This window comes from Salinigranum sp. (genome assembly GCF_041641895.1).
In the GTDB taxonomy this organism is placed as follows: domain Archaea; phylum Halobacteriota; class Halobacteria; order Halobacteriales; family Haloferacaceae; genus Salinigranum.
In genome coordinates this window covers 1-25,025 of sequence record NZ_JBEPXO010000055.1, presented here as the reverse complement: position 1 = coordinate 25,025, position 25,025 = coordinate 1, and the positions used below count along the sequence as shown (strand labels likewise).

The following is a 25,025-nucleotide window of genomic DNA, read 5'->3' as shown; positions in this document are numbered from 1 at the left end:
CCCGACTCGCCCTCCCTCGGTATCGCCACGGCTGCCCTCGTCGCGTACTCGCTCGTCGTCTGTGCGCTGCACTTCGGCGGCCTCGCATTCGAGGTCTACACCGCCATCTGGTGGTGGGACCTCCTGACCCACTCGCTGTCCGGGTTCGGCGTTGCCGCCTGGCTCTCGGTCGTCCACTTCGTCCCGCTCGACGCCCGGCAGGTCCTCGTCGTCCCGCTCGTCGTCGTCGTCATCGGCGCCGGCTTCGAGGTGTACGAGTACCTCTTCAGGGACTTCTACGTCGAGTGGACGCTGACGTACTACGTCACCGACACCATCGTCGACCTCGTCCTCGACGGCCTCGGTGCCGCGGCGTTCACCGTGTGGGTTCGGAGCCGGATACCGGTCGACGACGCCGACGGGTCGCTCGCCGCGGGGTCCGACGGGACGCGGTGACTCCCGCGTCCCGGCCCCTCCCCGCCGTGGGAACGGACGGTCGCCGAACCGGGTGACCGCGTCGTCCTCGTCGCCGAGTCGGTCGTGGAGACCACCGCGGCCGTCGTAGCAGGACGGCAACGTGCGAGTCGACACCACCGACGGCGTCGAATTCCACACCGCCAACGACGGCGAGTGGACCCCCCTTGCCGCCGCCGGCGAGCGAGCCTCTCGCGGCGCTAGCGCCGCCAGTACGCCGGCGTGAAGAGGATGAGCACCGACAGTATCTCCAGTCGACCGATCCACATCAGGAAGATCATGTACAGCTTCGCCGCGTCGGAGAACGGCAGGAAGTTGTTCATCGGCCCGACGATGCCGACGCCCGGGCCGATGTTGCCGAGCGTCGCGATGGCGGCGCTGACGGCCTCGATGGCCGACAGTTCGAGGCCGACCCGGAGGCCGTCGAGGTAGATGAGGACCGTCGAGACGGCGAAGATGGCGAGGAACGTCATCGTGAAGACGAACAGCCCGCGAATCGTCGACTCGTCGACGACCTCGTCCGCGAGGCGGACGGGTCGGACCGCGTCGGGGTGGACCGACGTGAACAGCTCGCGGACGACCGCCTTCTGGATGAGATACCAGCGGATGATTTTGACCGACCCGGCGGCCGACCCGGCCGACCCGCCGAGGAACATCGCCAGCAGCAACACGACCTGTGCCGACTGGTCCCACGTGTTGAAGTCCATGCTGGCGTACCCGGTCGTGGTCACGACGGCGGCGGTCTGGAACACGGCCTGGCGGAGCGACCCCTCGAGGTCGCCCGGAATCGGGTCGACGCCGGTCGGGACGGTGTCGAGACCGACGCCGGTGAACAGGAGGGCGGCGAGGAGCGCGCCGGCGACGCCCATCACGAACAGGTAGGTGCGGAACTCGGCGTTGTTCGTCAGGCGCGTCGGGTCGCCAGTGAGTGCGTGCCAGAACAGCGCGAAGTTCGTCCCCGCAGCGATCATGAAGAACGTGACCGCCCACTGGACCGCCGGCGAGAAGGCTTCGACGCTCCGTGCTTCCGGCGAGAACCCACCGGTCGGCATGGTCGTGAGCGCGTGCGCGACGGCGTTGTACAGCCCCATGTTCGGCGCCACCCCCGCGAGGTGGAGCCCGTAGTACACCGCCATCGCGGCGAGCGTGAACCCGATGTAGATGCGCCAGAGGATCTGGGCGGTGTCTCGAATCCGCGGCGTCAGCTTCTCGATGGAGATACCGGGTGCCTCCTGGTCGATGACCTGTGCACCTCCGACGGAGAGTTCGGGGAGAATCGCGACCATGAGGACGATGATGCCCATCCCGCCGAGCCACTGGGTGAGCTGTCGCCACAGGAGGACCGACCGCGAGTGCTGCTCGAACGAGATGTCGCCGAGCACTGTCGCCCCGGTGGTGGTGAAGCCGGACATCGACTCGAACAGCGCGTTCACGGGATGGGCGACGGTTCCCTGTCCGGCGACGAGGTACGGGATGGCGCCGACGAGGGGGACCGCGAGCCACGTCAGACTCACCAGCAGGAACGCCTCGCGGTGGCCGAGGTCGGGGTCGGTGCGGAGGCGTTCGAGGCCTCCGCCGACGACCACCATCACGACCATCGCCACGACGAACGGGAGCGGACTCTCGCCGTAGTAGAGGGCGACGCCGACGGGCAGCAGTGGCGGAATCGCCATGTACTTTACGACCGACCCGAGGAAGCCGAGGCTCGTCCGGTAGTCGACGTACGGCGTCAGCTCCGCGTTCATGGTCGTGCCCGCCGTCCCGCGTTCGAGTACGGAGCGGTCGTCGGCTGCCGTCCACCCCAGAAGCCGTCGGCGTCGGTCCGCGGCCGCGTCCACGATGTATCCCGACTAGACATTTTATCGTGGTCCATCGAGACGTACGACGTACATGGGCGCTTCGGTCCGACGGCCAGACGTCGCAGGAGGCGCACCGTGAGCCACTCGGGACAACGAGAGCCGACAGCCAGCCTCAGCCTGCTCGACGCGACGATGGTCGGCATCGGCGCGATGATCGGTGCGGGCATCTTCGTCCTCACAGGGCTCGCTGTGGACATCTCGGGGCCGGCAGCCATCGTCGCGTTCGCCCTCAACGGCGGCGTCACGACGTTCACGGCACTCTCGTACGCTGAACTCGCAGCGGCCATCCCGCGGAACGGGGGTGGGTACGCCTACGTCCGCGAGGTGTTCTCGGCGCCCGTCTCGTTCGTCATGGGGTGGACCCGGTGGTTCACCTACATGATCGCCGGGTCACTGTACGCGCTCGGGTTCGCGTCGAACTTCGTCGAGTGGGGCCACCTCTACGGCGTCACGCTCCCGGGTCCGACGGTCGGCTACGCGCTCCTCGCCGTCGCCGCGCTGGTGACGCTGAACGCCCTCTCCACCGAGGCCTCGGGGAAGGGCGAGACGGTCATCACGCTCGTGAAAATCGCCATCCTCGGCGTGTTCGTCGCCTTCGGGCTCACGGCCGCCCGGACGGGCGAGTTCCGGCCGCTGTTCTCGAAGGGCGCGCTGTCGGTGCTGCCGGCGATGGGGCTGACGTTCATCGCGTTCCAGGGGTACGACCTCATCGCCACCGTCACCGAGGAGGTGGAGAACCCCCGCGTGAACATCCCACGGGCCATCATCCTCTCCGTCGTGGTGACCGTCGTCGTCTACCTCCTGGTGGTGTTCGTCGCCATCGGGACCCTGGGTGCCGAGGCGCTCGGCGGGGCGGGTGAGACGGCCATCGCGCAGGCCGCGGAGGGCTTCATGCCCCGCTTCCCCGTCGTCGGGACCGGCGCGTCGCTCATCGCCTTCGGCGCGGTGTTCTCGACCATCTCTGCGCTGAACGCCGTCGTCATCGGCTCGTCGCGCGTGGCGTTCGCGATGGGTCGGGAGGGACAGTTGCCGGCGCGACTCGGCCGCTTCCACCACCGGTACGGGACGCCGCTGGTCGCCATCGCCGCGAGCGCGGTGCTGATGCTCGTCGCCGTCGTCGTCGTCCCCATCCGGGTGGTCGGCAACCTCGCGAGCCTCTTCTCGCTGCTGGGGTTCGTCATCGTCAACGTCGCGCTCGTCCGCCTCCGGAGCCAACAGCCGGACCTCCAGCGGCCGTTCGAGGTGCCCTTCTACCCCGTGCCGCCGGTTCTCGGCATCGTCTGTAACCTCCTCCTGGGACTGTTCATCGACCCGTTCACCTGGGCGCTCGCGCTCGGGTGGCTGGCGTTCGGCGGCGTCGTCTACCTCGCCTGGTCGCGACGCCGCGAACGGCCGCGCGACGAGGCCGAGGTGACGGAGATACAGGCACCCGAACCGATCGCCTCCGCCGAGGAGGGCGACGACTGACACACGACACCGACGCACACATCATGAACACGACGACCGACACCGACGCAACGACCGACACCGCTGCACAGGACCTCCGGGTCATCGTCGCGGGCGGCGGGGAGATGGGCGTCCGAACGACGGAACTCCTCACCGACCGCGGCCACGACGTCGTCATCGTCGAGGCCGACGCGGAGCGCTGCCGCGAACTCACCGACGCGTACCTCGCGACGGTCATCGAGGGCGACGCCGCCCGCCCGGAGACGCTCCGGCAGGCCCAACCGGGGAGGAGCGACGTGGTCGCGGCGCTCACCGACGACGAGACGACGAACTTCGCGGTCTGTATGGCCGCCCAGCGGATGGCACCCGACGTGCGAACCGTCATGCGTGTGAACGACACCCCGGACGAACTGTACGAGGAGTACGTCGACGGCCTCGTCTTCCCGGAACGACTCGGCGCGCGCGCCGCGACGAACGAAATCGCCGGCGGGGGCGTCCGGACCATCGAGGACGTCGCGGGCGGCGTCGAAATCGTCGAAATCGAGATTACGGAGGCCGCGCCGGTCGCCGGCAAGCGGCTCGACGAGATCCGCCTCCCACGCGGGACGCTCATCATCGTCGACTACCAGGGGAACCGGCTGGGGGGTCCCGACACCGTCCTCGAGGTGGGTCACCGCTACGTCGTCGCCGTCGAGTCCGACGTCGCCGACGAAGTGATGAACCTGATGCGCGGCTGACTGGGCCGGCCAGATACTCGCTCCCTCGACGGGTCACTCCCCGGTCCAGTAGCCCGACGAGGCGCTGTCGGGGCAATTCCCGGCAACGGAGAACGGCCGGCCGGGTTGACCACGTGGGGGACTCGACTGCAGGTATGGACTCCTGGGACCATCGTGAAGCTCGCGCCCTCGTCGACGCGTTCCTGCGGGCGGACGCGGTCAGCGTCGACACGGCGGGTCGGGCCTACGAACTCATCGACGACGACCAGCCAGTCCGCGCGCTCACGCTAGTTCTCTCGCCGACTCCGTAGGCGCCGTCGGGAGGTGCAGTCGGCGACCAGCCCGGCAGCTAGCGAGCGCGTGGACGCACTACGGCGACAGCCGTCTCCGCATACAGACGGCCGTCGACGGACACAGCGACTCGAACTGGTCCGTCTCGCGGATGGACGCGGGGACGATCGCGCGGTCGACCGTCTCGTAGCCGCGGGCGGCGAAGAACTCTCGGGCCGTCGTCGTCAGCAGATAGAGCGTGTCGACCCCGCCGGCCGCCGCCCGTTCTTCGAGACGGTCACAGAGGGCAGCACCCACGCCCTCACCCCGTCGCGACGACTCGACGACGACCGACCGGAGGAGACCGTCGGGCGGGAACGGTTCGACGCCGCCGACCCCGACGGCCGCGCCGTCGGCGAACGCGACGAAGAACCGGTCGGACTTCTCGCGGACGTCCGCGGTGGGCAGGTCGTTCCGCGCCAGGAGGCGCTTGACGTAGTCGAGGCTGTCGGCATCGGCCGGGCGGAGGGTCACCCGTCTCTCGGTCATGTCGAGACTGTGGCCGCCCGGCGACATAACTGTCTCACCCGTCAGTCGCGACGGCGAGTTCGTCGGAACAGCCGACCCGTCCCCACCGGTGAGTGGTCGTTCCCGCCGCGTGCGGTGGCCCGGCGAGGGACAACCGCCGACTCCCGGCGACGCCGTTCTCACCTGCTGGGAGCCGCCCGTAGGTTGAAGCCGTCTCTCCAGCTACACGGTACCATGCCACACGACCCACACGCACCCTGGACGGGCACGCCGATGGCGGACGAGGCGGTGGACGAGCTGCTCGACACGGCCGGGTGGGGCGTCCTCTCGCTCGCCGCGGACGACGAACCGTACAGCCTGCCCATCTCGTTCGGCTACGACGGCGACGCCGTCTACTTCGCGTTCCTGCGGATGCGTGAGGGGAGCCGGAAGTCCGCGTTCGTCGCCGACGGCAAGACGGCTCGGCTCCTCGTGACGGACGTCAGGGCGCGGTTCGACTGGCGCTCGGTGGCCGTCGCGGGCCCCGTCGAACCGGTCGATTCGGGGGACGACGACTGGGAGACGCTGCTGTCGGTACTGGAGGAGAACCCCTGGTTCTCCTCGGCGTTCGAGGGCGCGTCGCGCGTCGAGGGAGTCCGCGGCTGGCGACTCGACCCCGAGACGACTCACGGGCTGCAGGTCCGCCCGAACCGCGGCTGAGCCGCGTCACTCGGCGGCGCTGGCGGCCCGAATCATCGTCGCCTCGTCGAACTTCGGCGCGACGAGCTGGAGACCGACGGGGAGGCCGTCGACGTCGCCCGCCGGCACGGAGATGGCGGGGAGGTTCGCGAGGTTCACCGGGACGGTGTTGGCGTCCATCAGGTAGAGCTGGAGGGGGTCGTCGAGGCTCTCGCCCAGTTCGGGCGGCCGGACGGGCATCGTCGGCGACGCCACGAGGTCCACCTCCTCGAAGACGGCCTCGAAGTCCTGGCGGACCCAGGCGCGGGCGTCCTGCGCCTTCTTGTAGTACTTGTCGTGGTAGCCCGCCGAGAGGGCGTACGTCCCGAGGAGGATGCGACGTTTGACCTCCGCGCCGAAGCCCTCCTCTCGGGCTTTCGCGAACGACTCGTTCCAGTTGCCGTCGCCGCCCGAGCGGCCGTAGCGGACGCCGTCGAACCGCGCGAGGTTCGAGGAGGCTTCGGACGTCGCGATGACGTAGTACGCCGCCAGCGCGTGTTTGATGGACTCGAGCGACACCTCCTCGTAGGTCGCCCCCTGCGCCTCCAACTCGGCGACGGCGTCCCAGAACGTCTCGACGACGCCCTCGTCGGCGCCCTCGACGAGTTCGGTGGGGACGCCGAGCGTGAGGCCGTCGACGTCGCCGTCGGCGGTCGCGGCGTACGCGGAGTCGTCGCCCGCGTCGACCGTCGTGGAGTCGTTCGGGTCGGACCCCGAGACGACGTCGAGCAGGGCGGCCGCCTCCTCGACCGAGGGGGCGAGGGGACCGATCTGTTCGAGCGAGTTGGCGTACGCGACGAGGCCGTAGCGCGAGACGAGGCCGTAGGTGGGCTTGATGCCGACGACGCCACAGAACGCGGCAGGGCACCGGATGCTCCCACCCGTGTCGGAGCCGAGTGCGAGGTCGGCGTCGCCGGCCGCGACGGCCGCGGCCGACCCGCCCGACGAGCCACCCGGGACGCGGTCGGTGTCGACCGGGTTGCGGGTGGGGCCGAACGCCGACGTCTCCGTCGTGGTTCCCATCCCGAACTCGTCCATGTTCGACTTGCCGACGATGGTCGCACCGGCCTCTTTGAGTCGGGCGACGACCGTCGCGTCGTACGGCGGGACGTACGATTCGAGCATCGCCGACCCGCAGGTGGTCCGGACGCCCTCGGTGGAGATGTTGTCCTTGACGGCGACCGTCTTCCCCGCGAGCGGGCCGTCCGCGTCGCTCTCGATGCGTTCCTCGGTGATGAAGGCGTTCAGCTCCGCCATCTACGACACCCGCGGCCCCCTGAAGTAGCCGTCCTCGGTCTCGGTGGCGTTCGAGAGCGCCTCCTCCTGGGAGAGACCCTCGCGGACCTCGTCGGGACGCATCACGTTCACGAGGTCCTCCTCGGCTTCGACCTCCGGCACCTCGTCCAGCGCGTCGAAGTACGCGAGGATGTCGGCGAACTGCGCGGCGAACTCCTCGACCTCCTCGTCGGCCAAGTCGACGCGCGCCAGCGCCGCGACGTGGCGCACCTCCTCGCTGTCGACGGGCGAATCGCTCATGCCTGACCGAAACCGTGGCCGGGGAGTAAGGGTTTCGGTGCCCGTCGCCGAGTGGGAGAACAGCGGGTTACGAGCGACCGAGTTCGGAGAGCCGCGCCCCCAGCGTCGTCCGCAGCGACTCGACGTCGCCGCCGATTCGGACGAGCTGGTAGCCCGCGTCACGGGCCGCACGCGCCGCCTCGACGTCGTTCCGGATGCGACCGACGGGAACCCCGGCGTCGAGGCAGGCCTCACGCGTGCGGTCGATGGCAGCCTCGACGGCCGCCGTGTTCTTCGCCGTCGGGTCGCCGCCGGACATCGACATCGCGAGGTCGGCCGGCCCGACGAACGCGAATCCCAGCCGGGGGACGGCCAGGAGTTCCTCGATGTGCTCGACGGCGCGTTCGTTCTCGACCATCGTCCCCACGAGTACCTCGTCGTCCTCCCGGCCGACGTGGCTGTCGGCGTAGCCGGCCCACCTCCCCGTTCGGCCGACGCCGACCCCCCGGTCACCGACGTCGCCGTCGTACGAGAAGTACGCCGCCTTCACCGCCCGACGGAGTTCGTCGGCCGTCTCGACGCGTGGGAGCAGAATCGTCCGGACGCCCGCGTCGAGCACCTTCCGGACCAGCGGTGGGTCGGGTGCCGGCAGACGGACGAGGAGTTCGACGTCGCCGGCCTCGGCCGCGCGAGTGAGGTCCTCGAAGACGGTGCTGTCGTACGGACTCGGCCCGCCGTGTTCGAAGTCGAGCCAGACGAAGTCGAGTCCGACGTCGCCGAGCGTCTCGACGACCGTCGGCGAGAACGTGTCGGCGCTCGCGCCGAACAGCGTCTCCCCGGCCTCCAGCGCCCGCCGGATGCCGTTCTCGCTCCTCATCGGCCACCCCCGTCGAGCGCCGCGCGGTTCACCGTCGAGTCGGGGAGTGCGCCCTCGTAGACGGTCCGGACGTTCGCGGCCGCCCGCTGGCTCATCCGCGCCAGCGCCTCGGCCGTGACTCCGCCGACGTGCGGTGTCAGGAGGACGTCGTCGCGGGCGTAGAGCGGGTGGTCCGCTCCGGGTGGCTCCTCGGCGAAGGTGTCGAGGCCGGCGCCGGCGAGACGGCCCTCGTCGAGCGCCGCGAGGAGGGCCATCTCGTCGACGATGGGTCCCCGGGACGTGTTGACGAGGACGCCGTCGCGGCCGAGCGCGTGCAGTTCCTCCGTCGAGACGGCACCGCGTGTCTCGGGCGTGAGCGGCGCGTGGACGCTCACGGCGTCCGACCGCTCGAAGAGGTCCTGAAAGTCGGAGATCCGTTCGACACGGGCGGGGACGTCGTCGTCCGAGACGTACGGGTCGTACGTGCAGACGGACTGGCCCATCCCCTGCGCGAGGTCGGCCACCTCGCGCGCGATGGCTCCGAACCCGAACAGACCGAGCGTATCGCCCGTCAGTTCGCGGCCGACGAACGCCGACCGGTCCCAGTTCCCCGCCCGGACGTGGCTGTCCGCCGGCCGGAGGGCACGGCGGACGCCGAACAGGAGTGCCGTCGCGTGTTCCGCGACGGAGCGTGCGTTGGCGCCGGGCGTGTTGCAGACGACGATGCCGCGCGCCGATGCCGCGTCGACGTCGACGTTGTCGAGACCGGTGCCGTGTTTCGCGACGACCTTCAGCCGATGCGCCCGGTCGAAGACGGCGGCGTCGAGTTCGGCCACGCGGACGACGACTGCGTCGTACCGCCCGACGTCGTCGAGCGCCGCGTCGACGCTGTCGTACTCGTTCATCCCGGTGCAGCGGGCGAAGTCGCCGATGGACTCCGGACCCGAGGGGTCGATGTGCGGCGGGAGGAGGACCTCCCACTGAGATGACATGGCGGTCGTTCCACACGAGCGGGCAAAAGTGTGTCCGCCACGCGACGTCGGCCGCCCGCGACGAGAGGATTCAGGTAACGCAACATTCATATCTTCGGATTGATTCACCAGGCGTAACCGAGGCCGGAGACGAATCGTGTCGCTCGTGCGCCGTCTGAACCGTACCGTGTGCTATTTTTCACCTTTCTGCGTGAGAGACAAAATGAGTAGATTTAAGTGACGTCAATCCGTATCAGTATATCGACAAAGACCACCCCGCAGTCACTTCTCCCCCACCCCCCAACCAATGACTGAATCCGTCCGAAGCTACGACCGAGAGCAGGCCCGCGCACGCGCGCGTACGGGCGAGAACGAGAACGAAACCGAAGACGAGTCCGCGACGACAGACGAGTCACTCCACTGTCCCGAGTGTGGCGGTCCTCTCGCGACCGACACCGAACACGGCGAGACGGTGTGTGAACACTGTGGCCTCGTCGTCGAGGAGGACGAAATCGACCACGGTCCCGAGTGGCGTGCGTTCGACGCCAGCGAGAAGGACCAGAAGTCCCGCGTCGGCGCGCCCACGACGAACATGATGCACGACAAGGGGCTGTCGACCAACATCGGCTGGCAGAACAAGGACGCGTACGGCAACTCGCTGTCCTCGCGCCAGCGCGAGAAGATGCAGCGCCTCCGCACCTGGAACGAGCGCTTCCGCACCCGCGACTCGAAGGAGCGCAACCTCAAGCAGGCACTCGGCGAAATCGACCGCATGGCCTCGGCGCTCGGTCTCCCCGACAGCGTCCGCGAGACGGCGTCGGTCATCTACCGCCGCGCACTCCAGGACGACCTCCTCCCCGGGAGGAGCATCGAGGGCGTCGCGACTGCCTCGCTGTACGCCGCTGCCCGACAGGCCGGCACCCCCCGCTCGCTCGACGAAATCACCGCCGTCTCCCGCGTCGAGAAGGACGAAATCGCCCGCACCTACCGCTACGTCGTCCGTGAGCTCAAGCTCGAGATCAAACCCGCCGACCCCGAGCAGTACGTCCCCCGGTTCGCGAGCGACCTGGACCTCTCCGACGAGTCGGAGCGGCGCGCTCGCCAGCTCCTGCAGAACGCCAAGGAAGCGGGCATCCACTCGGGCAAGTCCCCCGTCGGCCTCGCGGCCGCCGCGGTGTACGCCGCCTCCCTCCTGACCAACGAGAAGGTCACCCAGTCGGAGGTGTCGGAGGTGGCGAACATCTCCGAGGTCACCATCCGGAACCGCTACCACGAACTGCTCGAGGCTGAAGAGCAGGTTCAGGTTCCCTAGGCTAGACCGCGCCGTCCCCGTTCTCGTCGCCGAACGCACCCGAAGGAGCGTACGTCATCGTCGTCGGCCACTCCCTCACGGGTCGACGTCGCGTTCACGTCGACCCGGTAGTGCAGGGAGCGTCACCGTCTCCGGAACGTCTCCCCGGTCGGAACTGTTTTGCCGTCCGGCCGACCCACCAGTAGGCATGAGCACCGAGTCCGACGTCGACCGCGTCCCCGAGTACGCCGCGTGGCTCCTCGTCCTCGTCGGCCTGTGGACGCTGGCGTCGCCCTTCGTCTACACCGTCGACGGCGCCGCGTTCAACAACACCATCGGCATCGGGGTGGTGACGACGGCGCTCGCACTCGTCATCGCCGTCGGCCTCCGGAGCTGGTGACGGGGAGGGGAGAGAACGGAAACGCACAAACCCACCCCGGCGAACGTCCGGGCATGGAGACGACGCGACACTTCACCGCGACGGTCTACCTCGTCCACGACGGGGCGACCGCCCTCCACGAGCATCCGCGCCTCGGTATCCGCCTACCCCCCGGCGGACACATCGACCGCGACGAACTCCCTCACGAGGCCGCCCTGCGCGAGGCGCGCGAGGAGACGGGGCTGGAACCCACGCTCCTCACGGCCCACGACGACATCGCCTCGGAGACGTCGCGGGCCATCCCCCGGCCGCGACACCTGATGCTCGCCGACGTCAACCGCTACGGCGACCAGGTCGGCCACCAGCACATCGACCACGTGTTCTTCGCGACAGTCGACTCCCGGGCGATGGACCCCGCCGAAGACGAAGTGCCGGCCTCGGCGTGGGACTGGTACACACCGGCGGACCTCCGGGCGGCGACTGTCGACGACGACGTCCGCGACCTGGGAACCGAGGCGGTCGCGGTGGCGAGTGGGAGAAATCCCCGGTGATCCGGTGATTCCGCAACATTCGTCCACGACCCGGTAGGTTAAGTGTCCGCCTCGCAACCCACGAACGATGTCTCTCGTTACTGCGCTCGTCGCCGGTGGACTCCTCGGCGTCCGTCACGCCGTCGAGACCGACCACGTCGCAGCCGTCGCCGCGCTCGTCGACAGTGAACGGAAGCGGCCCGCGCTCGTCGGCGCGTCGTGGGGCGTCGGGCACTCGATTCCGGTCGCCGTCGTCGGTCTCGCGTTTCTCCTCCTCGGCGTCCAGTTCCCGGACGTCGTCTTCACCGTCGTCGAGGGCGTCGTGGGGTTCCTCCTCGTCGCCCTCGGCGTCCGGCTCCTCCTGGGTGAGATCGTCGCGTTGCGTCACTCCCACGACGAGGAAGCCGACCACGGACACCTCGGGGTCGGTTCGCTGCTCGTCGGGGGGGCACACACGCACCGCACGACGGCCCCTGAGGAGCACCACCACGGAGACGAGTCGCACGAACACCCGCACGTCCACGGCGACGGGCACACCCACGGCGACGACCACGGTGACGCGGCCGTACACGACCACACTCACCACGAGGCCGCCCACCGCTCACTCGACCGAGGTGGGTTCGCTGTCGGTGCCGTCCACGGGCTCGCAGGGAGCGGCGCGCTGGTCGTCGCCCTCGTCGCGACGGCCCCGTCGCTCGACAACGCGCTCGCGTTCCTCGGCGGGTTCTCCGTGCTGTCGGTGGCGACGATGGCGGCCGTCTCGGCGGTCTGGGGGCACGCGCTCGACACGTGGGGGCGCCGCCTGTTGGTGACCGCCGCCGGGGTCGTCGGTATCGTCGTCGGCGCGGTGCTCCTCGCCGAAGTCGCCGGGGTGGCGTCGCTGTTCGGTGCGGTCCCCGCCTGACCCTCAGCCGTCACCGTCCACCAGCGACCGGACGTACCGGCCCACGTGGTCGTCCATGCGCCGCTTGTAGCCCGCCTGTCGCGCCAGTCGGTCGAGTTCGCGCGAGACGAGGCTCCCGTACTGGACCGCCTTCTTGTCGGCACCGACGACGTCGGGCGGCAGCACGCCCTCGGCGGCGCGTCTGAGGGCGACCTTCCGCTCCTCGTCAGTCGCCAGCAGGTCGGCGGGGAGCGCGAGCGCGGCCGCGACTACCCGGTCGTGGAGGAACGGCGCGACGGGTTCGACGCCCGCCGCACGGAGCGTGAGGACGTCGCGGGGCAGTTGTCGCGGGAGCGTCTCGACAGTCTCGCGGCGGGCACCGCGGACTGTGTCGGCGTCGACGCGGGGGTCCTCGGCCGGGGAGACGACCTTCGCGTAGCCGCCGAACAGTTCGTCCGCCCCCTGCCCGACCGCCAGTCGCGAGAAACCGTCCGCCCGGGCGCGCTCGGCGACCAGGTAGAGCGGGAGTGCAATCCCGACGTCCATCGGGTTCGTCCGCCCCGTGGCGCGGACGACGTCGGGGACGGCACGGACGATATCGTCGTGCGAGAGGGAGACGACGCGGAGGTCGCGGTCCATCGCGGCGGCGGCCGCGCGGGCGGCCGCCACGTCGTGGGAGTCGGGGAAGCCGGCGACGTAACAGGGGGCGTCGACGCTGCTGGCGACGAGCGCGGAGTCGACGCCCCCGGAGAAGGCGACGGCCAGGTCGTCGGACGAGACGGCGCGGACGGAATCGAGGACGGCCTCCCGGACCGCCTCGACGGCGGCGTCGCGGTCCGTCTCGGGAGCGGGGTCCGGAAGCGTCCACACGCGCGTCTCCCTGGCCGTGGCGAGGTCGACGACACAGCCCGCCTCGACGAGTCGCGGGTCGTCGAGGCGTCGGGGGTCGAAGCGCCAGCGGGCCGCCCCGTTCCCACCCGACGGCTCGACGAAGACCGGTTCCCGGCCGAGGACGTCGCAGACGACGCGGCCACCACGACCCCCGGTCACGGTGCCGTCGGTCAGCGTCACGTCCGTGTCGAGCGCCCCGGCGAACCCGCCGGTGCCGGGGAGCGGGTCCGCCGTGGAGAGCGCCGTTCGGACGCGTTCGGCGGACGTCCCCCGGAGGGCGTCGCGGGTCACCGCCGTCTCCACGTGCTCATCCGTGGCCTCAGAGGGCGTCGAGGACGGTGTGTTTCACCCGGCGCGGCACCCCCGAGAGCGCCTGCTGGATGGAGACGCGCCAGGGGGTCCGCCGGCCGACGACGCTCGTCTCGCCCGCACAGATGGCGTCGAGAATCGCGTCCGGGGTCCGTTCGTCCGTGTCGACTTCGGTGACGGCGCGGCCGACCATCTCCGCGATGTGCGCGTCGCTCCCGGCCGTCATCGGGAGGCCGTGCTCCTCGGCGAACCGACCGGCCTTCCGGTTGGCGAGGCCCGTCAGGAGCCGCGAGTTGTACACCTCGATGGCGTCCGCCGTCGCGAGTTGCGCCTCCGAGACGTGTCGGGCGACGCCGTGCCGAGACGTCTGAAACGGGTGAGGGACGATGGCGATGCCGCCGAGGTCACGAATACGGTCGAGCGTCTCGTCGAACGGGAGGTCGGCGGGCACGAGTTCAGTGACGCCGAGCGCGAGGACGTGGCCGGCGGCCGAGGAGATCTCCATCCCCGGGATGCCGACGAGGCCGTAGTCGGAGGCGACGGCAGCCGCGTCGAGGCTCGCGTCGATCTCGTCGTGGTCCGTGACGGCGAGCGCGTCGAGGTCGGCCGCCTGCGCGCGTTCGAGCAGGTCCTCGATGGGGTCGCGCCCGTCGTACGACAGCGCGGAGTGTGCGTGCAACTCGACCGATAACACGAACTGAGATTGTGTTGGTCAGTAAAAAAGCGCCTCGGTCCGTCGCGCTCACCGACCGGCGGTCATGCTCGGTGCGATGATGACAATCGTCACGAGGACGGCGAGCGCGACGCCGACGACGTAGAAGACGATCGGTTCGCCGACGTGGCCCTCGCTGAGCGCCGTGAGGAACTCGTTGTCGAGCGCGATGACCGCGAGGCCCGCGACGGCGAGCAGGACGCCGAGGGAACCCCAGATGCGTGACTCGTCCATTACTCGTGGGTGAGTCCGCGGCTCGATATAGGAGTGTCGAAATCCCTCGTCGGCGTCGGGCCGGGGCGGAGTCACCGGACGTCGGCGACGTTTCGCCACCCGCGACTGGAGAGGTCGTAGACCGCGAGCACGCCGAGGACGGCGAAGTAGGCGACCGTGAGCGGGTCGCCGACCGAGACGTCGAGCGGGGTCGAGAGGGCGAACGCGACGCCGAGGCCGACGAGGTAGTACGCACCGCGAGCGATTTGCCGGCGGCGGTCGGGAACAGTGAGGTGCGGGAAGAGGGCGATGCTTCCGACGGCGAGGGCGGCGGCGATCGGGAGAGCGAGCAGGGTCGCGTCGGCCACGAGTGCGACGAGCGCCGCGCCGTACGTCCCGAGGAGGAGCGCCGTCGACACGTAGACGGCGCGGGTGAGGTACGCCTGGTACCCCTCGCCGGTACCGAGCCGTCGGGTCTCGAGCCGTGGCCACGGTCGGCCGGTCGAGAGGACGCCGGACCGGAACGTCCCGATGGCGAGCATCGTCGCGGGGTAGGCGACGACGGCGGCCGTCTTGACAACCAGGTCGACGTACGGCGTCTGGAGGACCGTCCAGAGGGCGAGGAGGCCGAGTCCCGTCACCTGAGCGAACCCGTAGTAGAGGACGTCGTCGATCCAGCGAGCGAGCATCGACCGTTCGGACCGGGAGCTGAGTTGGCGCTCGTCGTTCGAGCCGAGGTCGGTGCTGGAGGGCAACATCGGGGAGGAGGTGGTACCGTCAGTCCCAAAGGCGTTGGCATCACTGAAACGCTCGCTGGACCGACGCCGGCCTGAGCTAGCAGAAGTCGTCGGCGACGACCGCTTCGAGGCGCCGGACGGCCTCCGCGCAGTAGGTCCGCGGCCCGACCCACTCGGTGTCGCCGTCCTCACTGGCGACGAGCGCCGAGTGACCCGATTCGTCCGACGGGGGAAACCGTTTCACCCGGGTGGCCGTACGTCGACCGGATGCACCTGCAGGACGTGACCGTCCGGGAGGGCGGACAGATGCCGGGGCGGTCGTACGGTGTGGAGGCGCGCACGAGAGCCGCGCGGGCGCTCGACCGACTCGGCCTCGAGTACGTCCAGGTCGGCTTCGCCGCCGCGGGCGACCCCGACGCGACGGCGGTCGAACGGGCCGCCGCCAACTGCGACGCGGCCGTCGTCTCCATCGCCCGTGCCGTCCCGGGCGACGTCGACGCGGCACTCGACGCGGGCGCCGACGTCGTCGAGGTGTTCGGACCGCTGTCGACGCTACACCTCGAACACACGGTGGGGAAGACGCGGACGGAGATGCTGACTGCGATGCGGGCGGCCGTCGACGCCGTCCACGACGGCGGGGCGGCGCCCACGCTGACCTTCGTCGACGCGTTCCGCACGCCGCCGGCCGTCGTCGCCGCGGCGGTGGAGCGGTTCGGCGACGCCCGGTTCGTGAGCCTCGCCGACACCGTCGGCACCGCCACGCCGCGGTCGACCCGGGAGTTCCTCGACGCGGTGGGTGAGACGGTCGACCTCTCACGGACGGGCGTCCACCTCCACGACGACCTCGGCTGTGCGACGGCCAACGCCCTCGTCGCCGCCGACTGTGGCGTGGGGCGGGCCGACGTGTCGGTCGCATCGCTCGGCGAGCGGGCGGGCAACACGGCGCTCGAGGAGCTGGTCGTCGCGGCCGCGCTCGACGAGGGAACCGACGTCGGCCTCGACGTTCGAAAGCTGGTCCCCGTCTGCCGCGACGTCCTCGCCGCGCTGGACGAGTCGGTCGACCCCCGGAAGGCCGTCCTCGGCGACGCGGTCCACGAACACGAGTCGCCCATCCACGTCGCGGCCATGCTGGAGGAACCGAGCGCGATGGAGCCGTACGACCCGGCGCGGTTCGGGGGGACCCGGACGCTGGTGTTCGGAGCGAACACGGGACGCGGCGGCGCACGCAGACTACTCGAACGCGCCGGACGGACCCCGAGCGATGACCGCGTCGAGCGACTCCTCGACCGCCTCGCCGACGAGGGGCCGGTGGAACTGGACGCGGCGCTCGCCCTGGCGCGGGCGGTGTGAGCCGGGAGCGAGCACCCGCGCGTCAGGGGCCGGTGAATCCCACTCCGACCGTCGCCGCGACGAGCGGCACGGCGGGGAGGACCGTCTCGACCGGTCCGCGGGCGAAGTCGTCGAAGAGCGAGCGGAGCGGCGAGACGACCCCGTCGTCGAACCCCGCGGCCCGGAGCGCGTCGGGCGACAGTTGTGGGAGGTACGGCGTCGACTCGACGAGGTCGACCGTGACGCCGCGGGCGGCCGCACACGCCGTCTCGAACGCCGGCGAGTCGAGGTGCGGTTCGAGGTCGGTCCACAGCCGGGCGAAGGCGTCGGGCCACTGGACCAGACAACGGTAGACAGAGGGGAGCCCCTCGTCGAAGCCGTGGAACGCCTGCACCGCCCGGACCGTCTCCTCGACCGCCGGGTCGAAGTCGTCGAACGCCGCCATCGTCGGAGTCAGGCCGCGTTCGCCGTCGAGCCAGGCCGGGAGCGGGGCGGTCGCCGTCTCGTCAGACCGTGGGTCCGTTCCCACGGGGTCGTCGTGGAGCGACCGGTAGACGAGTTCGAACGCGATGGCGAGTCGCGGGACAACGGTGTCGAACGTCCGGAGTTGGCCGCGGAGTTCGCGCCAGGCCCACGGGTCGAGGTCGAGGTCGGTAGCCCGGTAGCGGGGCAGGCCGTCGAACGGGTCGCGAACCGCGGTACGGTAGGCCACGCAGGTCTCGCCACACAGCCGCGTCTCGAAGACAGGTTTGAGCTGTCCCCAGAGGTACCGCGTGAGCGCGGGTTCGTTCGCGGTGAGCGTCCGGAAGATCCAGTTGACGACGGGCGCACGGAGGGTCGCCTGGACGTCGTCGTAGAGGCCGCGCTGCCACCCGGTGGCGTCGGCGTCGTACAGCTGTCGGCTGGTGTCGATGGCCATGGCCCGAGCGACGGCCGCGGCCGACATAGTTCCTCGTCGCCCGGGTGGGGTAGGTGCGACGGCGGCCGCGACTCCACTCCCGTCGGAGACCGACCACGGCGCCTCGCATATCCACGAACGTGCATACAGAAACGCATTAATGCGGACAGGATAGACAGGGGAGTGAATGAGCCTTCGCGATTCGGACCGCGCCATCGTCGAGCGCGAACTCGGCCGTGAGCCGACGGCGGCCGAGGCCGCACTCTTCGAGAACCTCTGGAGCGAACACTGCGCCTATCGGTCGTCACGGCCCCTCCTCACCGCGTTCGACAGCGAGGGAGACCAGGTGGTCGTCGGCCCCGGCGACGACGCCGCCGTCGTCGCGCTTCCAACCGACGGCGACGAGGACGTCTACGTCACCCTCGGCATCGAGAGCCACAACCACCCCTCGTACGTCGACCCGTTCGACGGTGCCGCGACGGGCGTCGGCGGCATCGTCCGCGACACGCTGTCGATGGGGGCGTACCCGATCGCGCTGGCCGACTCGCTGTACTTCGGCCCGTTCGACCGCGAGCACTCGCGGTACCTCCTCGAAGGGGTGGTCGAGGGCATCAGCCACTACGGGAACTGCATCGGCGTCCCCACGGTGGGCGGGAGCGTCTGTTTCCACCCCGACTACGAGGGCAACCCGCTCGTGAACGTCGCGTGTGTCGGACTGCTCACCCCCGACCGTCTCGTCACCGCGGAGGCTCAGTCGCCGGGGAACAAGCTCGTCCTCGTCGGCAACGCGACGGGCAGAGACGGTCTCGGCGGCGCCTCCTTCGCCAGCGAGGACCTGAGCGAGGACGCCGAGACGGAGGACCGTCCCGCCGTGCAGGTGGGTGACCCCTACGCCGAGAAGCTCCTCATCGAGTGTAACGAGGCGCTCGTCGCCGAGGGCCTCGTGCTGGCCGCACGCGACCTGGGTGCCGCCGGACTGGGCGGGGCCTCCTCGGAACTCGTCGCGAAGGGTGGGCTGGGCGCACACATCGAACTCGACCGTGTCCACCAGCGCGAACCGAACATGAACGCCCTGGAGATTCTCCTGGCGGAGTCACAGGAGCGGATGTGCTACGAAGTCGCGCCGGAGGACGTCGAGCGCGTCCGCGAACTGGCGGACAGATACGACCTCGGCTGCTCGGTCATCGGCGAGGTCACCGACGGCAACTACGTCTGCACCTTCGAGGGGAGCGAGGCGCGAAGCGCCGCGGACGACCCGAGCGGCGACGAGCCGCGAGGGCGCGAAACCGTCGTCGACGTCCCGCCGGCGTTCCTCGCGGACGGCGCGCCGATGAACGACCTCGACTCGACCACCCCGCAGACGGCCGACGTCGACCGGCCGGCCGTCGACCTGGCCGAGGCGTTCGAGGCCGTCGTCGGCAGTCCGAACACGGCGTCGAAGCGGTGGGTCTACCGACAGTACGACCACGAGGTCGGCAATCGTACCTCGGTCAGACCGGGCGACGACGCCGCGCTCGTGGCCGTCAGGGAGGCGGGGAAGGGCCTCGCCATCTCGGCCGGGGCGGACCCCAACTGGACGAGCGCCGCGCCGTACGACGGCGCCCGCGCCGTCGCCCTCGAGAACGCGACGAACCTCGCGGCGAAGGGGGCTCGCCCCCTCGCCGCCGTCGACTGTCTCAACGGCGGCAACCCGGAGAAGCCCGACGTGTACGGCGGCTTCCGCGGCATCGTCGACGGCCTCGCCGACATGTGCCGGACGCTCTCGGTCCCGGTGGTCGGCGGCAACGTCTCGCTGTACAACGACTCCGTGTCGGGACCGATTCCGCCGACGCCGACGCTGGCGATGGTGGGCGTCTCCGACTCGTACGACGCCCCTCCGGCCCGGGTCGCCGGCGAGGGGACGCTCCTCGTCGTCGGTGCGAGCGGGACGGGCCTCGGGGGCTCCGAACTCCTCGCGCAGTTCGGCGGCAGCGACCGGTTCCCGGCACTGCCGAGCGACCCCACGGCGGTCGTCGAGGCGCTCGCCGACGTCGCCGCACAGGAGTCGACGCTCGCGGTCCACGACGTGAGCCACGGCGGCCTCGCGGTGACGCTCGCGGAGATGGTCGGGCGCGACGCGGGCGTCGACGCCGAAATCGACTCGACGTTCGACTGCTTCGAAGAGACTCCGGGTCGTGCGGTTGTCGAGACGACCTCCCCCGGTCGGGTACGAGCACGCTTCGACGGCGTCGCGCCAGTCGCCGAAGTGGGGGAGTCGACCAGCGACGGGACGCTGACGCTCGACGTCGACGGCGGGAGGCTCTCGTACGGCTACGAGGAGATTCGGGACCTGCGGAACGTCCTCACCCGGGAACTGGAGTGACGGCTTCCGGGGACGTCGCCGAACGTGACCGTCCGTCGGACATCGGCCATCGGCCATCGGTCACCAGTCAGACGGCCGACGGGGGCTCGTCAGTCTGCCCAGTCTCGTCGGGAGCGGGCGGGGTCCGTCCGAACAGGACACCGACGAGGAGGAACGCCGCCGGGGCGACCACCGCGTAGCCGACGACGCCGACGTTCCGGACCCCCATGTCCGCGAGCGGGACGCCGAGCAGGCCCGCGAGGCTGAGGACGCCACTGACGACCAGGAGGAGACGTACCGCACGCTCCAGTCGGCCGTCACCGTCGAAGACGGGTACCGCACACAGCACCGAGAGGCCGAAGAACAGGTCCCACGCGAGGATGTCCAGCGCGTAGACGACGGAGGGCCAGGTGAACGAGAAGAACAGCGGGACCCACGGTTCGCCCGTCGCCGCGACGTGCCGACCGACGGTCAGGACGACGAAGTGGACGGACGCCGTGATGCAGGCGAGGACGGTCGTGAAGACAAGCGCCGTGAGGCTGTACAGCCGGGTCGCCGGTGTGGCGTACCCGTGGACTGCGACCATCGTGACGACGAGCAGTGGGGCGATGACGACGATGAGCAGTTCCATGACGGTGAAGTACGGGTCGCCGATCGGGTCTTGCGGCGATTCGAGCGAGCGGAAGCCCAGCCCCGTCGTGACCGCGTAGACGAACATGAGGACGAACACGCCCCACGCCGCCGCCCTTCCGACGCGGCGGTGCTGCGCGGTGAAGCCCGGACGTGACGTCGAGTAAGTCATCAGTCACGTCAGGTCGGCCGCCGAGATAACGGTTCGCTCGGCGTGAGTCGGCTAGCCCCGACGAAGGCGTCGGCGCTGGCGATGCTGGCAGGCGAGAGAACGGGGTCGCCGAGTCGCTCGGGTCAGGCCGCGAGCAGCGGAATCCCGAACACGACGACGAGGCCGACGACGAGGACTGCGAGGCCGATGCCCACCTGCGACGACGAGAACGCCTGCATCGGCGAGGTGACGCGTCCGTCCTCCTCCCCGTGTCCGTGGTCGTCTCCGTCTCCGTCTCCGTGTCCGTGGTCGTGGTCGTCCATACGAGACTGCTTCGCGCCGAGATACAAAAACAGGGGGGGAATCTGCCGCGCGGCGGACCCGTCCGGGTCTCCGGGGGCCACCGGAACCCGTGGTCGGAAGGTCCCCCCACCAGCTAAGTGGGTCGACCGTGTCGCCCCGCGCATGGCCACCGACGCGTTCGACCGCCAGTGGTGGAAGGAGGCGGTCGTCTACCAGATCTATCCGCGAAGCTTCAACGACACCGACGGCGACGGTATCGGCGACATCCCGGGAGTCGTCGAGAAGGTGGACTACCTCGACGACCTCGGCGTGGACGTTGTCTGGCTCTGCCCGGTGTACGACTCGCCGAACGCCGACAACGGCTACGACATCCGCGACTACCGCGCCATCATGGACGAGTTCGGGACGATGGCCGACTGGGAGGCGCTGCTCGAAGCGCTCCACGACCGCGACATCAAACTCATCATGGACCTCGTGGTGAACCACACCTCCGACGAGCACGAGTGGTTCGTCAGGTCGCGGGCACGAGAGGGAGAGTACGAGGACTTCTACTGGTGGCGCGAGGGGCGCGACGCCGACGAGGTGTCGTGGTCGGCCGCCGACGGACCCGAGGGGGAGGCGCCGCCGAACGCCTGGAAGTCGTTCTTCGGCGGGCCCGCGTGGGCCTACGACGAGGGGCGCGAGGAGTGGTACCTCCACCTCTTCGACGTCAAGCAACCGGACCTCAACTGGGAGAACCCTCAGGTACGCGAGGAGGTGTTCGACATGATGGAGTGGTGGTTCGACAAGGGCATCGACGGCTTCCGCATGGACGTCATCAACCTCGTCTCCAAGCCCGACGGACTGCCGAACGACCCCGACGACCCGTTCCGGGGCGCGATGTCCCAATCGACGAACGGGCCGCGCGTCCACGAGTTCCTCTCGGAGATGAACGACCGGGTGCTCGACCGTGACCACCTCACGGTCGGAGAGATGCTCGGCTCGGAGGTGCCGATGGAGCACGCGCGCCGGTACCTCGACCCCGACGAGGACGGCCTCTCGATGCTGTTTCACTTCGAGCACATGCTGCTCGACCGCGGCGACGCCCTCTGGGAGCACGAGGAGTGGGCGCTCTCGGAGCTGAAGGCGGTGTTCAACCGCTGGGACGAGGGGTTGAAGGAGGTGGGGTGGAACTCGCTGTACCTGAACAACCACGACCAGCCGCGGATGGTCTCGCGCTTCGGGAACGACGGTGTGTACCGCCGCGAGTCGGCGACGCTGCTCGCGACGCTGTTGCACACGCTCCGGGGAACCCCGTACATCTACCAAGGGGAGGAGCTGGGCATGACGAACTACCCGTTCGACTCGCTCGACGAGTTCCGCGACGTGGACACGCTGAACCCGCTCCGGACCGCCATCGAGGAGGGTGAGGTGGCGTCGTACGACGCGGTGAAGGAGGCCGTCCGTGCGAACAGTCGTGACAACGCACGGACGCCGATGCAGTGGGACGCGGGGCCGAACGCGGGCTTCACCGACGGCGAGCCGTGGATCGCGGTCAACCCCAACTACGGGGAGGTGAACGTCGCCACCGAGCGGGCGGACCCCGACTCCGTCTGGCACTACTACCGCGACCTCATCAGCCTCCGGTCGGAGTACGATGTCGTCGTCTACGGCGCGTACGAGCCGCTGTTCCCCGACGACGACACGGTGTGGGTGTACACCCGGACGCTCGAGACCGACGCGGGGACCGAACAGCTTCTCGTCGCCCTGAACTTCTCCGACGGCGAAGTCGCCGTCGGCCTCCCGGACGCGGTCACGAGCGACGACGCCACGCTCCTCATCGGGAACTACGACCGAGACGGCGCGGACACGAACGCCGACGCGGACGTCGAGGCCGAACTCGCAGCGGGTGACCTCCGTCTGCAGCCGTGGGAGGCACGGGTCTACTACCACGAGCGCTAGGCCGCGGACGTACCGGCGGCGTGTGCGCGAGTCGCACGGTCCCCACGGACCGATGGAGAAAAGGAAACCCGTTATCGAGTTCGTGTAATGACTGTCCCCGACGACGAACGAGCGTGGTGGAAGGAGGCCGTCGTCTACCAGGTCTACCCCCGAAGCTTCAACGACACTTCCGGCGACGGCGTCGGCGACCTGCAGGGGGTCGTCGAGAAACTCGACTACCTCGATTCGCTCGGCGTGGACGTCGTCTGGCTCTGCCCGGTCTACGAGTCGCCGAACGTCGACAACGGCTACGACGTCTCCGACTACCGAGCGATTCTCGACACGTTCGGAACGATGGACGACCTGGAAGCGTTGATAGCGGGACTGCACGACCGCGGGATGCGGCTCGTCATGGACCTCGTGGTGAACCACACCTCCGACGAACACGAGTGGTTCCAGCGGTCGCGGGCCGGCGACCCCGAGTACGAGGACTTCTACATCTGGCGCGACGGCCAGACCGTCCCCGAGTCCGAGTACGAGGACGGTCTGTACGACCCCGCCGAGTACGGCCTCCCACGGGACGCCCGCGAGCGACCGCCGAACGACTGGGAGTCGTTCTTCGGGGGGTCGGCGTGGACCTTCGACGAGGACCGCGGGCAGTGGTATCTCCACATCTTCGACGAGCGCCAACCGGACCTCAACTGGGACAACCCCCGGGTCAGAGAGGCGGTGTTCGACATGATGGAGTGGTGGTTCGACAAGGGCATCGACGGCTTCCGCATGGACGTCATCAACCTCATCTCCAAGCCCGACGGTCTCCCCGACGGCGAGGACGAGACGGCCATCGTCCGCGGGGCGGACAAGTTCGTCAACGGTCCGCGTGTCCACGAGTACGTCCGACAGATCCACGACGAGGCCGTCCCGGACGACGCGATGACCGTCGGGGAGATGGTCGAACTGACAGTCGACGAGGCGCGGCAGTTCCTCGGCGAGGACGGCGACGGTATGAACATGGCGTTCAACTTCGACCACATGCGCCTCGACTTCGGCCCCGACGGCAATCGCTGGTCGAAGGCCGACTGGGGCGTGCGGGAGCTGAAAACGACCATCTCGCGCTGGCAGGAGGGACTCGACGGCGAGGGGTGGAACTCGCTGTACCTGAACAACCACGACGAACCACGGATGGTGTCGCGCTTCGGCGACGACGGCGAGTTCCGACGCGAGTCGGCGACGCTGCTCGCGACGCTACTCTACACCCTGCAGGGCACGCCGTTCATCTACCAGGGCGAGGAAATCGGGATGACGAACTACCCGTTCACCTCGCTCGAGGAGGTGCGCGACGTCGACACGCTCAGGAACGTCGAGCAACTCGAACGCACGGGTCGGTTCACCAGCGACGACGACCTCCTCGACCTGGTCCGGTACCGGTCGCGGGACAACGCGCGGACACCGATGCAGTGGGACGCGGGGCCGAACGCGGGCTTCACCGACGGCGAGCCGTGGATTCCGATCAACCCCAACCACGGGGAGGTGAACGTCGCCACCGAGCGGGCGGACCCCGACTCCGTCTGGCACTACTACCGCGACGTCATCTCGCTGCGCCACGACGAGGACGTCCTCCTCTACGGCTCGTACGACCTCCTCCTCCCGGACCACGACCGGCTGTGGGTCTTCACGCGGACGCTGCGGGACGACGACGGCGACGTCGAGGAACAGACGCTGACGGTGCTGAACTTCGGAAGCACGCCGACCGACTTCGAACCGCCTGCGAGTGTGGCCGGGGACGCCGAGGCGGTGCTGATTTCGAACTACGACGTCGACTCGACGCGCGTCGAACGGGAGACGCTCCGGCCGTGGGAGGCGCGGGTGTACCGGCTGGCGTGAGTGAACTGGGGCGAACACGACGGTCGCAGGGTCGTCACGACTCGCTGGACCGCGCTCCGCAGGACGCGCCGTGGTCGGTGTCAGGTCATCGGCTCCGTCGCGGACAGGGTTGGCCACGTCTTCGTACTTGAACGTCCGGGCGACGACCGGCTCGAAGACTCACCGCAGACGAAACCGTCAAACCCGGTCCCGGTGACTCTCTGGTACGAATGCTCACGAAGCGAATCATCCCCTGCATCGACGTCGACCTCGACGACGAGGGGAACGCGGCCGTCTACACGGGCGTCAACTTC

General features: G+C 69.6%; 26 protein-coding genes and 2 pseudogenes. 14 read left to right on the top strand and 14 right to left on the bottom strand.

Annotated elements, in window-relative coordinates:
- Positions 1–435 (top strand): annotated as a pseudogene (locus ACESK5_RS12600) (hypothetical protein); the annotation flags it as partial.
- Positions 436–653: 218 nt separating this feature from the next.
- Here the strand turns inward: ACESK5_RS12600 and ACESK5_RS12595 are convergent.
- Positions 654–2,198, bottom strand: a complete 1,545-nt coding sequence (locus tag ACESK5_RS12595; RefSeq protein ID WP_372911925.1) for a TrkH family potassium uptake protein — start codon at positions 2,196–2,198, stop codon at positions 654–656.
- Between the two features lie 189 nt (positions 2,199–2,387).
- Here ACESK5_RS12595 and ACESK5_RS12590 point away from each other — a divergent pair, with 189 nt between their 5' ends.
- From ACESK5_RS12590 to ACESK5_RS12580, 3 genes are all read left to right on the top strand, one after another.
- On the top strand, positions 2,388–3,779 hold the full coding sequence (locus ACESK5_RS12590) for an APC family permease (RefSeq protein ID WP_372911924.1): 1,392 nt from the start codon (positions 2,388–2,390) through the stop codon (positions 3,777–3,779).
- 23 nt (positions 3,780–3,802) lie between these two features.
- Positions 3,803–4,495, top strand: coding sequence for a TrkA family potassium uptake protein (locus tag ACESK5_RS12585; protein WP_372911923.1), 693 nt, complete (start codon positions 3,803–3,805; stop codon positions 4,493–4,495).
- Between the two features lie 134 nt (positions 4,496–4,629).
- Complete coding sequence (locus ACESK5_RS12580; RefSeq protein WP_372911921.1) at positions 4,630–4,785, top strand: hypothetical protein; 156 nt, start codon at positions 4,630–4,632, stop codon at positions 4,783–4,785.
- A 58-nt stretch (positions 4,786–4,843) separates the two neighbouring features.
- On the opposite strand, the gene arsN2 is transcribed toward ACESK5_RS12580, so the two are convergent.
- Positions 4,844–5,293, bottom strand: a complete 450-nt coding sequence (gene arsN2, locus ACESK5_RS12575) for an arsenic resistance N-acetyltransferase ArsN2 (protein WP_372911920.1) — start codon at positions 5,291–5,293, stop codon at positions 4,844–4,846.
- 213 nt (positions 5,294–5,506) lie between these two features.
- On the opposite strand from arsN2, the gene ACESK5_RS12570 reads away from it, so the two are divergent.
- Positions 5,507–5,971: a pyridoxamine 5'-phosphate oxidase family protein gene (locus ACESK5_RS12570; protein ID WP_372911919.1), complete on the top strand. Its 465-nt coding sequence runs from the start codon at positions 5,507–5,509 to the stop codon at positions 5,969–5,971.
- A 6-nt stretch (positions 5,972–5,977) separates the two neighbouring features.
- On the opposite strand, the gene gatA is transcribed toward ACESK5_RS12570, so the two are convergent.
- From gatA to ACESK5_RS12550, 4 genes are all read right to left on the bottom strand, one after another.
- The gene (gene gatA / locus ACESK5_RS12565; protein ID WP_372911917.1) at positions 5,978–7,246 is read right to left on the bottom strand and encodes an Asp-tRNA(Asn)/Glu-tRNA(Gln) amidotransferase subunit GatA; all 1,269 of its coding nucleotides are present in this window, start codon (positions 7,244–7,246) and stop codon (positions 5,978–5,980) included.
- Complete coding sequence (gatC, locus tag ACESK5_RS12560) at positions 7,247–7,525, bottom strand: Asp-tRNA(Asn)/Glu-tRNA(Gln) amidotransferase subunit GatC (RefSeq protein WP_372911916.1); 279 nt, start codon at positions 7,523–7,525, stop codon at positions 7,247–7,249. It abuts the gene before it with no gap.
- A 67-nt stretch (positions 7,526–7,592) separates the two neighbouring features.
- Complete coding sequence (locus ACESK5_RS12555) at positions 7,593–8,381, bottom strand: HpcH/HpaI aldolase/citrate lyase family protein (RefSeq protein WP_372911915.1); 789 nt, start codon at positions 8,379–8,381, stop codon at positions 7,593–7,595.
- Complete coding sequence (locus tag ACESK5_RS12550) at positions 8,378–9,352, bottom strand: hydroxyacid dehydrogenase (RefSeq protein WP_372911914.1); 975 nt, start codon at positions 9,350–9,352, stop codon at positions 8,378–8,380. The genes ACESK5_RS12555 and ACESK5_RS12550 overlap by 4 nt, the downstream gene beginning before the upstream one ends.
- A 286-nt stretch (positions 9,353–9,638) precedes the next feature.
- Between ACESK5_RS12550 and ACESK5_RS12545 the strand changes: the two genes are divergently transcribed.
- The 4 genes from ACESK5_RS12545 to ACESK5_RS12530 all read left to right on the top strand — a co-directional run bounded on the left by ACESK5_RS12545 (position 9,639) and on the right by ACESK5_RS12530 (position 12,435).
- A complete protein-coding gene (locus ACESK5_RS12545; protein ID WP_372911913.1) occupies positions 9,639–10,643 on the top strand; it encodes a transcription initiation factor IIB family protein in 1,005 nt (334 codons plus the stop codon).
- Between the two features lie 187 nt (positions 10,644–10,830).
- Positions 10,831–11,022 carry a hypothetical protein gene (locus ACESK5_RS12540; protein ID WP_372911912.1) on the top strand — a complete coding sequence of 64 codons (192 nt, stop codon included), beginning with the start codon at positions 10,831–10,833 and terminating at the stop codon, positions 11,020–11,022.
- Between the two features lie 53 nt (positions 11,023–11,075).
- Entirely contained in the window at positions 11,076–11,552 is a 477-nt protein-coding gene (locus ACESK5_RS12535) for an NUDIX hydrolase (RefSeq protein WP_372911911.1), read from the top strand.
- A 67-nt stretch (positions 11,553–11,619) separates the two neighbouring features.
- Positions 11,620–12,435 carry a high-affinity nickel-transporter protein gene (locus ACESK5_RS12530; protein ID WP_372911910.1) on the top strand — a complete coding sequence of 272 codons (816 nt, stop codon included), beginning with the start codon at positions 11,620–11,622 and terminating at the stop codon, positions 12,433–12,435.
- A gap of 3 nt (positions 12,436–12,438) precedes the next feature.
- On the opposite strand, the gene ACESK5_RS12525 is transcribed toward ACESK5_RS12530, so the two are convergent.
- From ACESK5_RS12525 to ACESK5_RS12505, 5 genes are all read right to left on the bottom strand, one after another.
- Positions 12,439–13,596 carry an asparagine synthase C-terminal domain-containing protein gene (locus ACESK5_RS12525; RefSeq protein WP_372911909.1) on the bottom strand — a complete coding sequence of 386 codons (1,158 nt, stop codon included), beginning with the start codon at positions 13,594–13,596 and terminating at the stop codon, positions 12,439–12,441.
- A 28-nt stretch (positions 13,597–13,624) separates the two neighbouring features.
- The gene (locus ACESK5_RS12520) at positions 13,625–14,308 is read right to left on the bottom strand and encodes a PHP domain-containing protein (RefSeq protein ID WP_372911908.1); all 684 of its coding nucleotides are present in this window, start codon (positions 14,306–14,308) and stop codon (positions 13,625–13,627) included.
- A 48-nt stretch (positions 14,309–14,356) separates the two neighbouring features.
- A complete protein-coding gene (locus ACESK5_RS12515; RefSeq protein WP_372911907.1) occupies positions 14,357–14,560 on the bottom strand; it encodes a hypothetical protein in 204 nt (67 codons plus the stop codon).
- A gap of 71 nt (positions 14,561–14,631) precedes the next feature.
- Positions 14,632–15,297 (bottom strand): hypothetical protein, encoded by a 666-nt coding sequence (locus ACESK5_RS12510; RefSeq protein ID WP_372911906.1) that lies wholly within the window; start codon positions 15,295–15,297, stop codon positions 14,632–14,634.
- A 76-nt stretch (positions 15,298–15,373) separates the two neighbouring features.
- Positions 15,374–15,520: a hypothetical protein gene (locus tag ACESK5_RS12505; protein ID WP_372911905.1), complete on the bottom strand. Its 147-nt coding sequence runs from the start codon at positions 15,518–15,520 to the stop codon at positions 15,374–15,376.
- 23 nt (positions 15,521–15,543) lie between these two features.
- Between ACESK5_RS12505 and ACESK5_RS12500 the strand changes: the two genes are divergently transcribed.
- Positions 15,544–16,626, top strand: a complete 1,083-nt coding sequence (locus ACESK5_RS12500) for a LeuA family protein (protein ID WP_372911904.1) — start codon at positions 15,544–15,546, stop codon at positions 16,624–16,626.
- 22 nt (positions 16,627–16,648) lie between these two features.
- Here ACESK5_RS12500 and ACESK5_RS12495 read toward each other — a convergent pair whose 3' ends face one another.
- A complete protein-coding gene (locus ACESK5_RS12495) occupies positions 16,649–17,524 on the bottom strand; it encodes a halocarboxylic acid dehydrogenase DehI family protein (RefSeq protein ID WP_372911903.1) in 876 nt (291 codons plus the stop codon).
- Positions 17,525–17,690: 166 nt separating this feature from the next.
- Here ACESK5_RS12495 and purL point away from each other — a divergent pair, with 166 nt between their 5' ends.
- Positions 17,691–19,865, top strand: coding sequence for a phosphoribosylformylglycinamidine synthase subunit PurL (purL, locus tag ACESK5_RS12490; protein WP_372911902.1), 2,175 nt, complete (start codon positions 17,691–17,693; stop codon positions 19,863–19,865).
- Between the two features lie 67 nt (positions 19,866–19,932).
- On the opposite strand, the gene ACESK5_RS12485 is transcribed toward purL, so the two are convergent.
- Complete coding sequence (locus tag ACESK5_RS12485) at positions 19,933–20,646, bottom strand: hypothetical protein (RefSeq protein ID WP_372911901.1); 714 nt, start codon at positions 20,644–20,646, stop codon at positions 19,933–19,935.
- 122 nt (positions 20,647–20,768) lie between these two features.
- Entirely contained in the window at positions 20,769–20,948 is a 180-nt protein-coding gene (locus ACESK5_RS12480; protein ID WP_372911900.1) for a hypothetical protein, read from the bottom strand.
- 142 nt (positions 20,949–21,090) lie between these two features.
- Between ACESK5_RS12480 and ACESK5_RS12475 the strand changes: the two genes are divergently transcribed.
- From ACESK5_RS12475 to ACESK5_RS12465, 3 genes and pseudogenes are all read left to right on the top strand, one after another.
- Positions 21,091–22,869, top strand: coding sequence for an alpha-glucosidase (locus ACESK5_RS12475; protein ID WP_372911899.1), 1,779 nt, complete (start codon positions 21,091–21,093; stop codon positions 22,867–22,869).
- Positions 22,870–22,956: 87 nt separating this feature from the next.
- Positions 22,957–24,732 carry an alpha-glucosidase gene (locus tag ACESK5_RS12470; RefSeq protein WP_372911898.1) on the top strand — a complete coding sequence of 592 codons (1,776 nt, stop codon included), beginning with the start codon at positions 22,957–22,959 and terminating at the stop codon, positions 24,730–24,732.
- A gap of 209 nt (positions 24,733–24,941) precedes the next feature.
- A pseudogene (locus tag ACESK5_RS12465) lies at positions 24,942–25,025 on the top strand (imidazole glycerol phosphate synthase subunit HisF); the annotation flags it as partial.

Coding starts and splice junctions, on each gene's coding strand:
- ACESK5_RS12595 (WP_372911925.1), bottom strand. CDS start 2,198: ATGAACGCGGAGCTGACGCCGTACGTCGACTACCGGACGAGCCTCGGC.
- ACESK5_RS12585 (WP_372911923.1), top strand. CDS start 3,803: ATGAACACGACGACCGACACCGACGCAACGACCGACACCGCTGCACAG.
- ACESK5_RS12580 (WP_372911921.1), top strand. CDS start 4,630: ATGGACTCCTGGGACCATCGTGAAGCTCGCGCCCTCGTCGACGCGTTC.
- arsN2 (WP_372911920.1), bottom strand. CDS start 5,293: ATGACCGAGAGACGGGTGACCCTCCGCCCGGCCGATGCCGACAGCCTC.
- ACESK5_RS12570 (WP_372911919.1), top strand. CDS start 5,507: ATGCCACACGACCCACACGCACCCTGGACGGGCACGCCGATGGCGGAC.
- gatA (WP_372911917.1), bottom strand. CDS start 7,246: ATGGCGGAGCTGAACGCCTTCATCACCGAGGAACGCATCGAGAGCGAC.
- gatC (WP_372911916.1), bottom strand. CDS start 7,525: ATGAGCGATTCGCCCGTCGACAGCGAGGAGGTGCGCCACGTCGCGGCG.
- ACESK5_RS12555 (WP_372911915.1), bottom strand. CDS start 8,381: ATGAGGAGCGAGAACGGCATCCGGCGGGCGCTGGAGGCCGGGGAGACG.
- ACESK5_RS12550 (WP_372911914.1), bottom strand. CDS start 9,352: ATGTCATCTCAGTGGGAGGTCCTCCTCCCGCCGCACATCGACCCCTCG.
- ACESK5_RS12545 (WP_372911913.1), top strand. CDS start 9,639: ATGACTGAATCCGTCCGAAGCTACGACCGAGAGCAGGCCCGCGCACGC.
- ACESK5_RS12540 (WP_372911912.1), top strand. CDS start 10,831: ATGAGCACCGAGTCCGACGTCGACCGCGTCCCCGAGTACGCCGCGTGG.
- ACESK5_RS12535 (WP_372911911.1), top strand. CDS start 11,076: ATGGAGACGACGCGACACTTCACCGCGACGGTCTACCTCGTCCACGAC.
- ACESK5_RS12530 (WP_372911910.1), top strand. CDS start 11,620: ATGTCTCTCGTTACTGCGCTCGTCGCCGGTGGACTCCTCGGCGTCCGT.
- ACESK5_RS12515 (WP_372911907.1), bottom strand. CDS start 14,560: ATGGACGAGTCACGCATCTGGGGTTCCCTCGGCGTCCTGCTCGCCGTC.
- ACESK5_RS12510 (WP_372911906.1), bottom strand. CDS start 15,297: ATGTTGCCCTCCAGCACCGACCTCGGCTCGAACGACGAGCGCCAACTC.
- ACESK5_RS12500 (WP_372911904.1), top strand. CDS start 15,544: ATGCACCTGCAGGACGTGACCGTCCGGGAGGGCGGACAGATGCCGGGG.
- ACESK5_RS12495 (WP_372911903.1), bottom strand. CDS start 17,524: ATGGCCATCGACACCAGCCGACAGCTGTACGACGCCGACGCCACCGGG.
- purL (WP_372911902.1), top strand. CDS start 17,691: ATGAGCCTTCGCGATTCGGACCGCGCCATCGTCGAGCGCGAACTCGGC.
- ACESK5_RS12485 (WP_372911901.1), bottom strand. CDS start 20,646: ATGACTTACTCGACGTCACGTCCGGGCTTCACCGCGCAGCACCGCCGC.
- ACESK5_RS12480 (WP_372911900.1), bottom strand. CDS start 20,948: ATGGACGACCACGACCACGGACACGGAGACGGAGACGGAGACGACCAC.
- ACESK5_RS12475 (WP_372911899.1), top strand. CDS start 21,091: ATGGCCACCGACGCGTTCGACCGCCAGTGGTGGAAGGAGGCGGTCGTC.
- ACESK5_RS12470 (WP_372911898.1), top strand. CDS start 22,957: ATGACTGTCCCCGACGACGAACGAGCGTGGTGGAAGGAGGCCGTCGTC.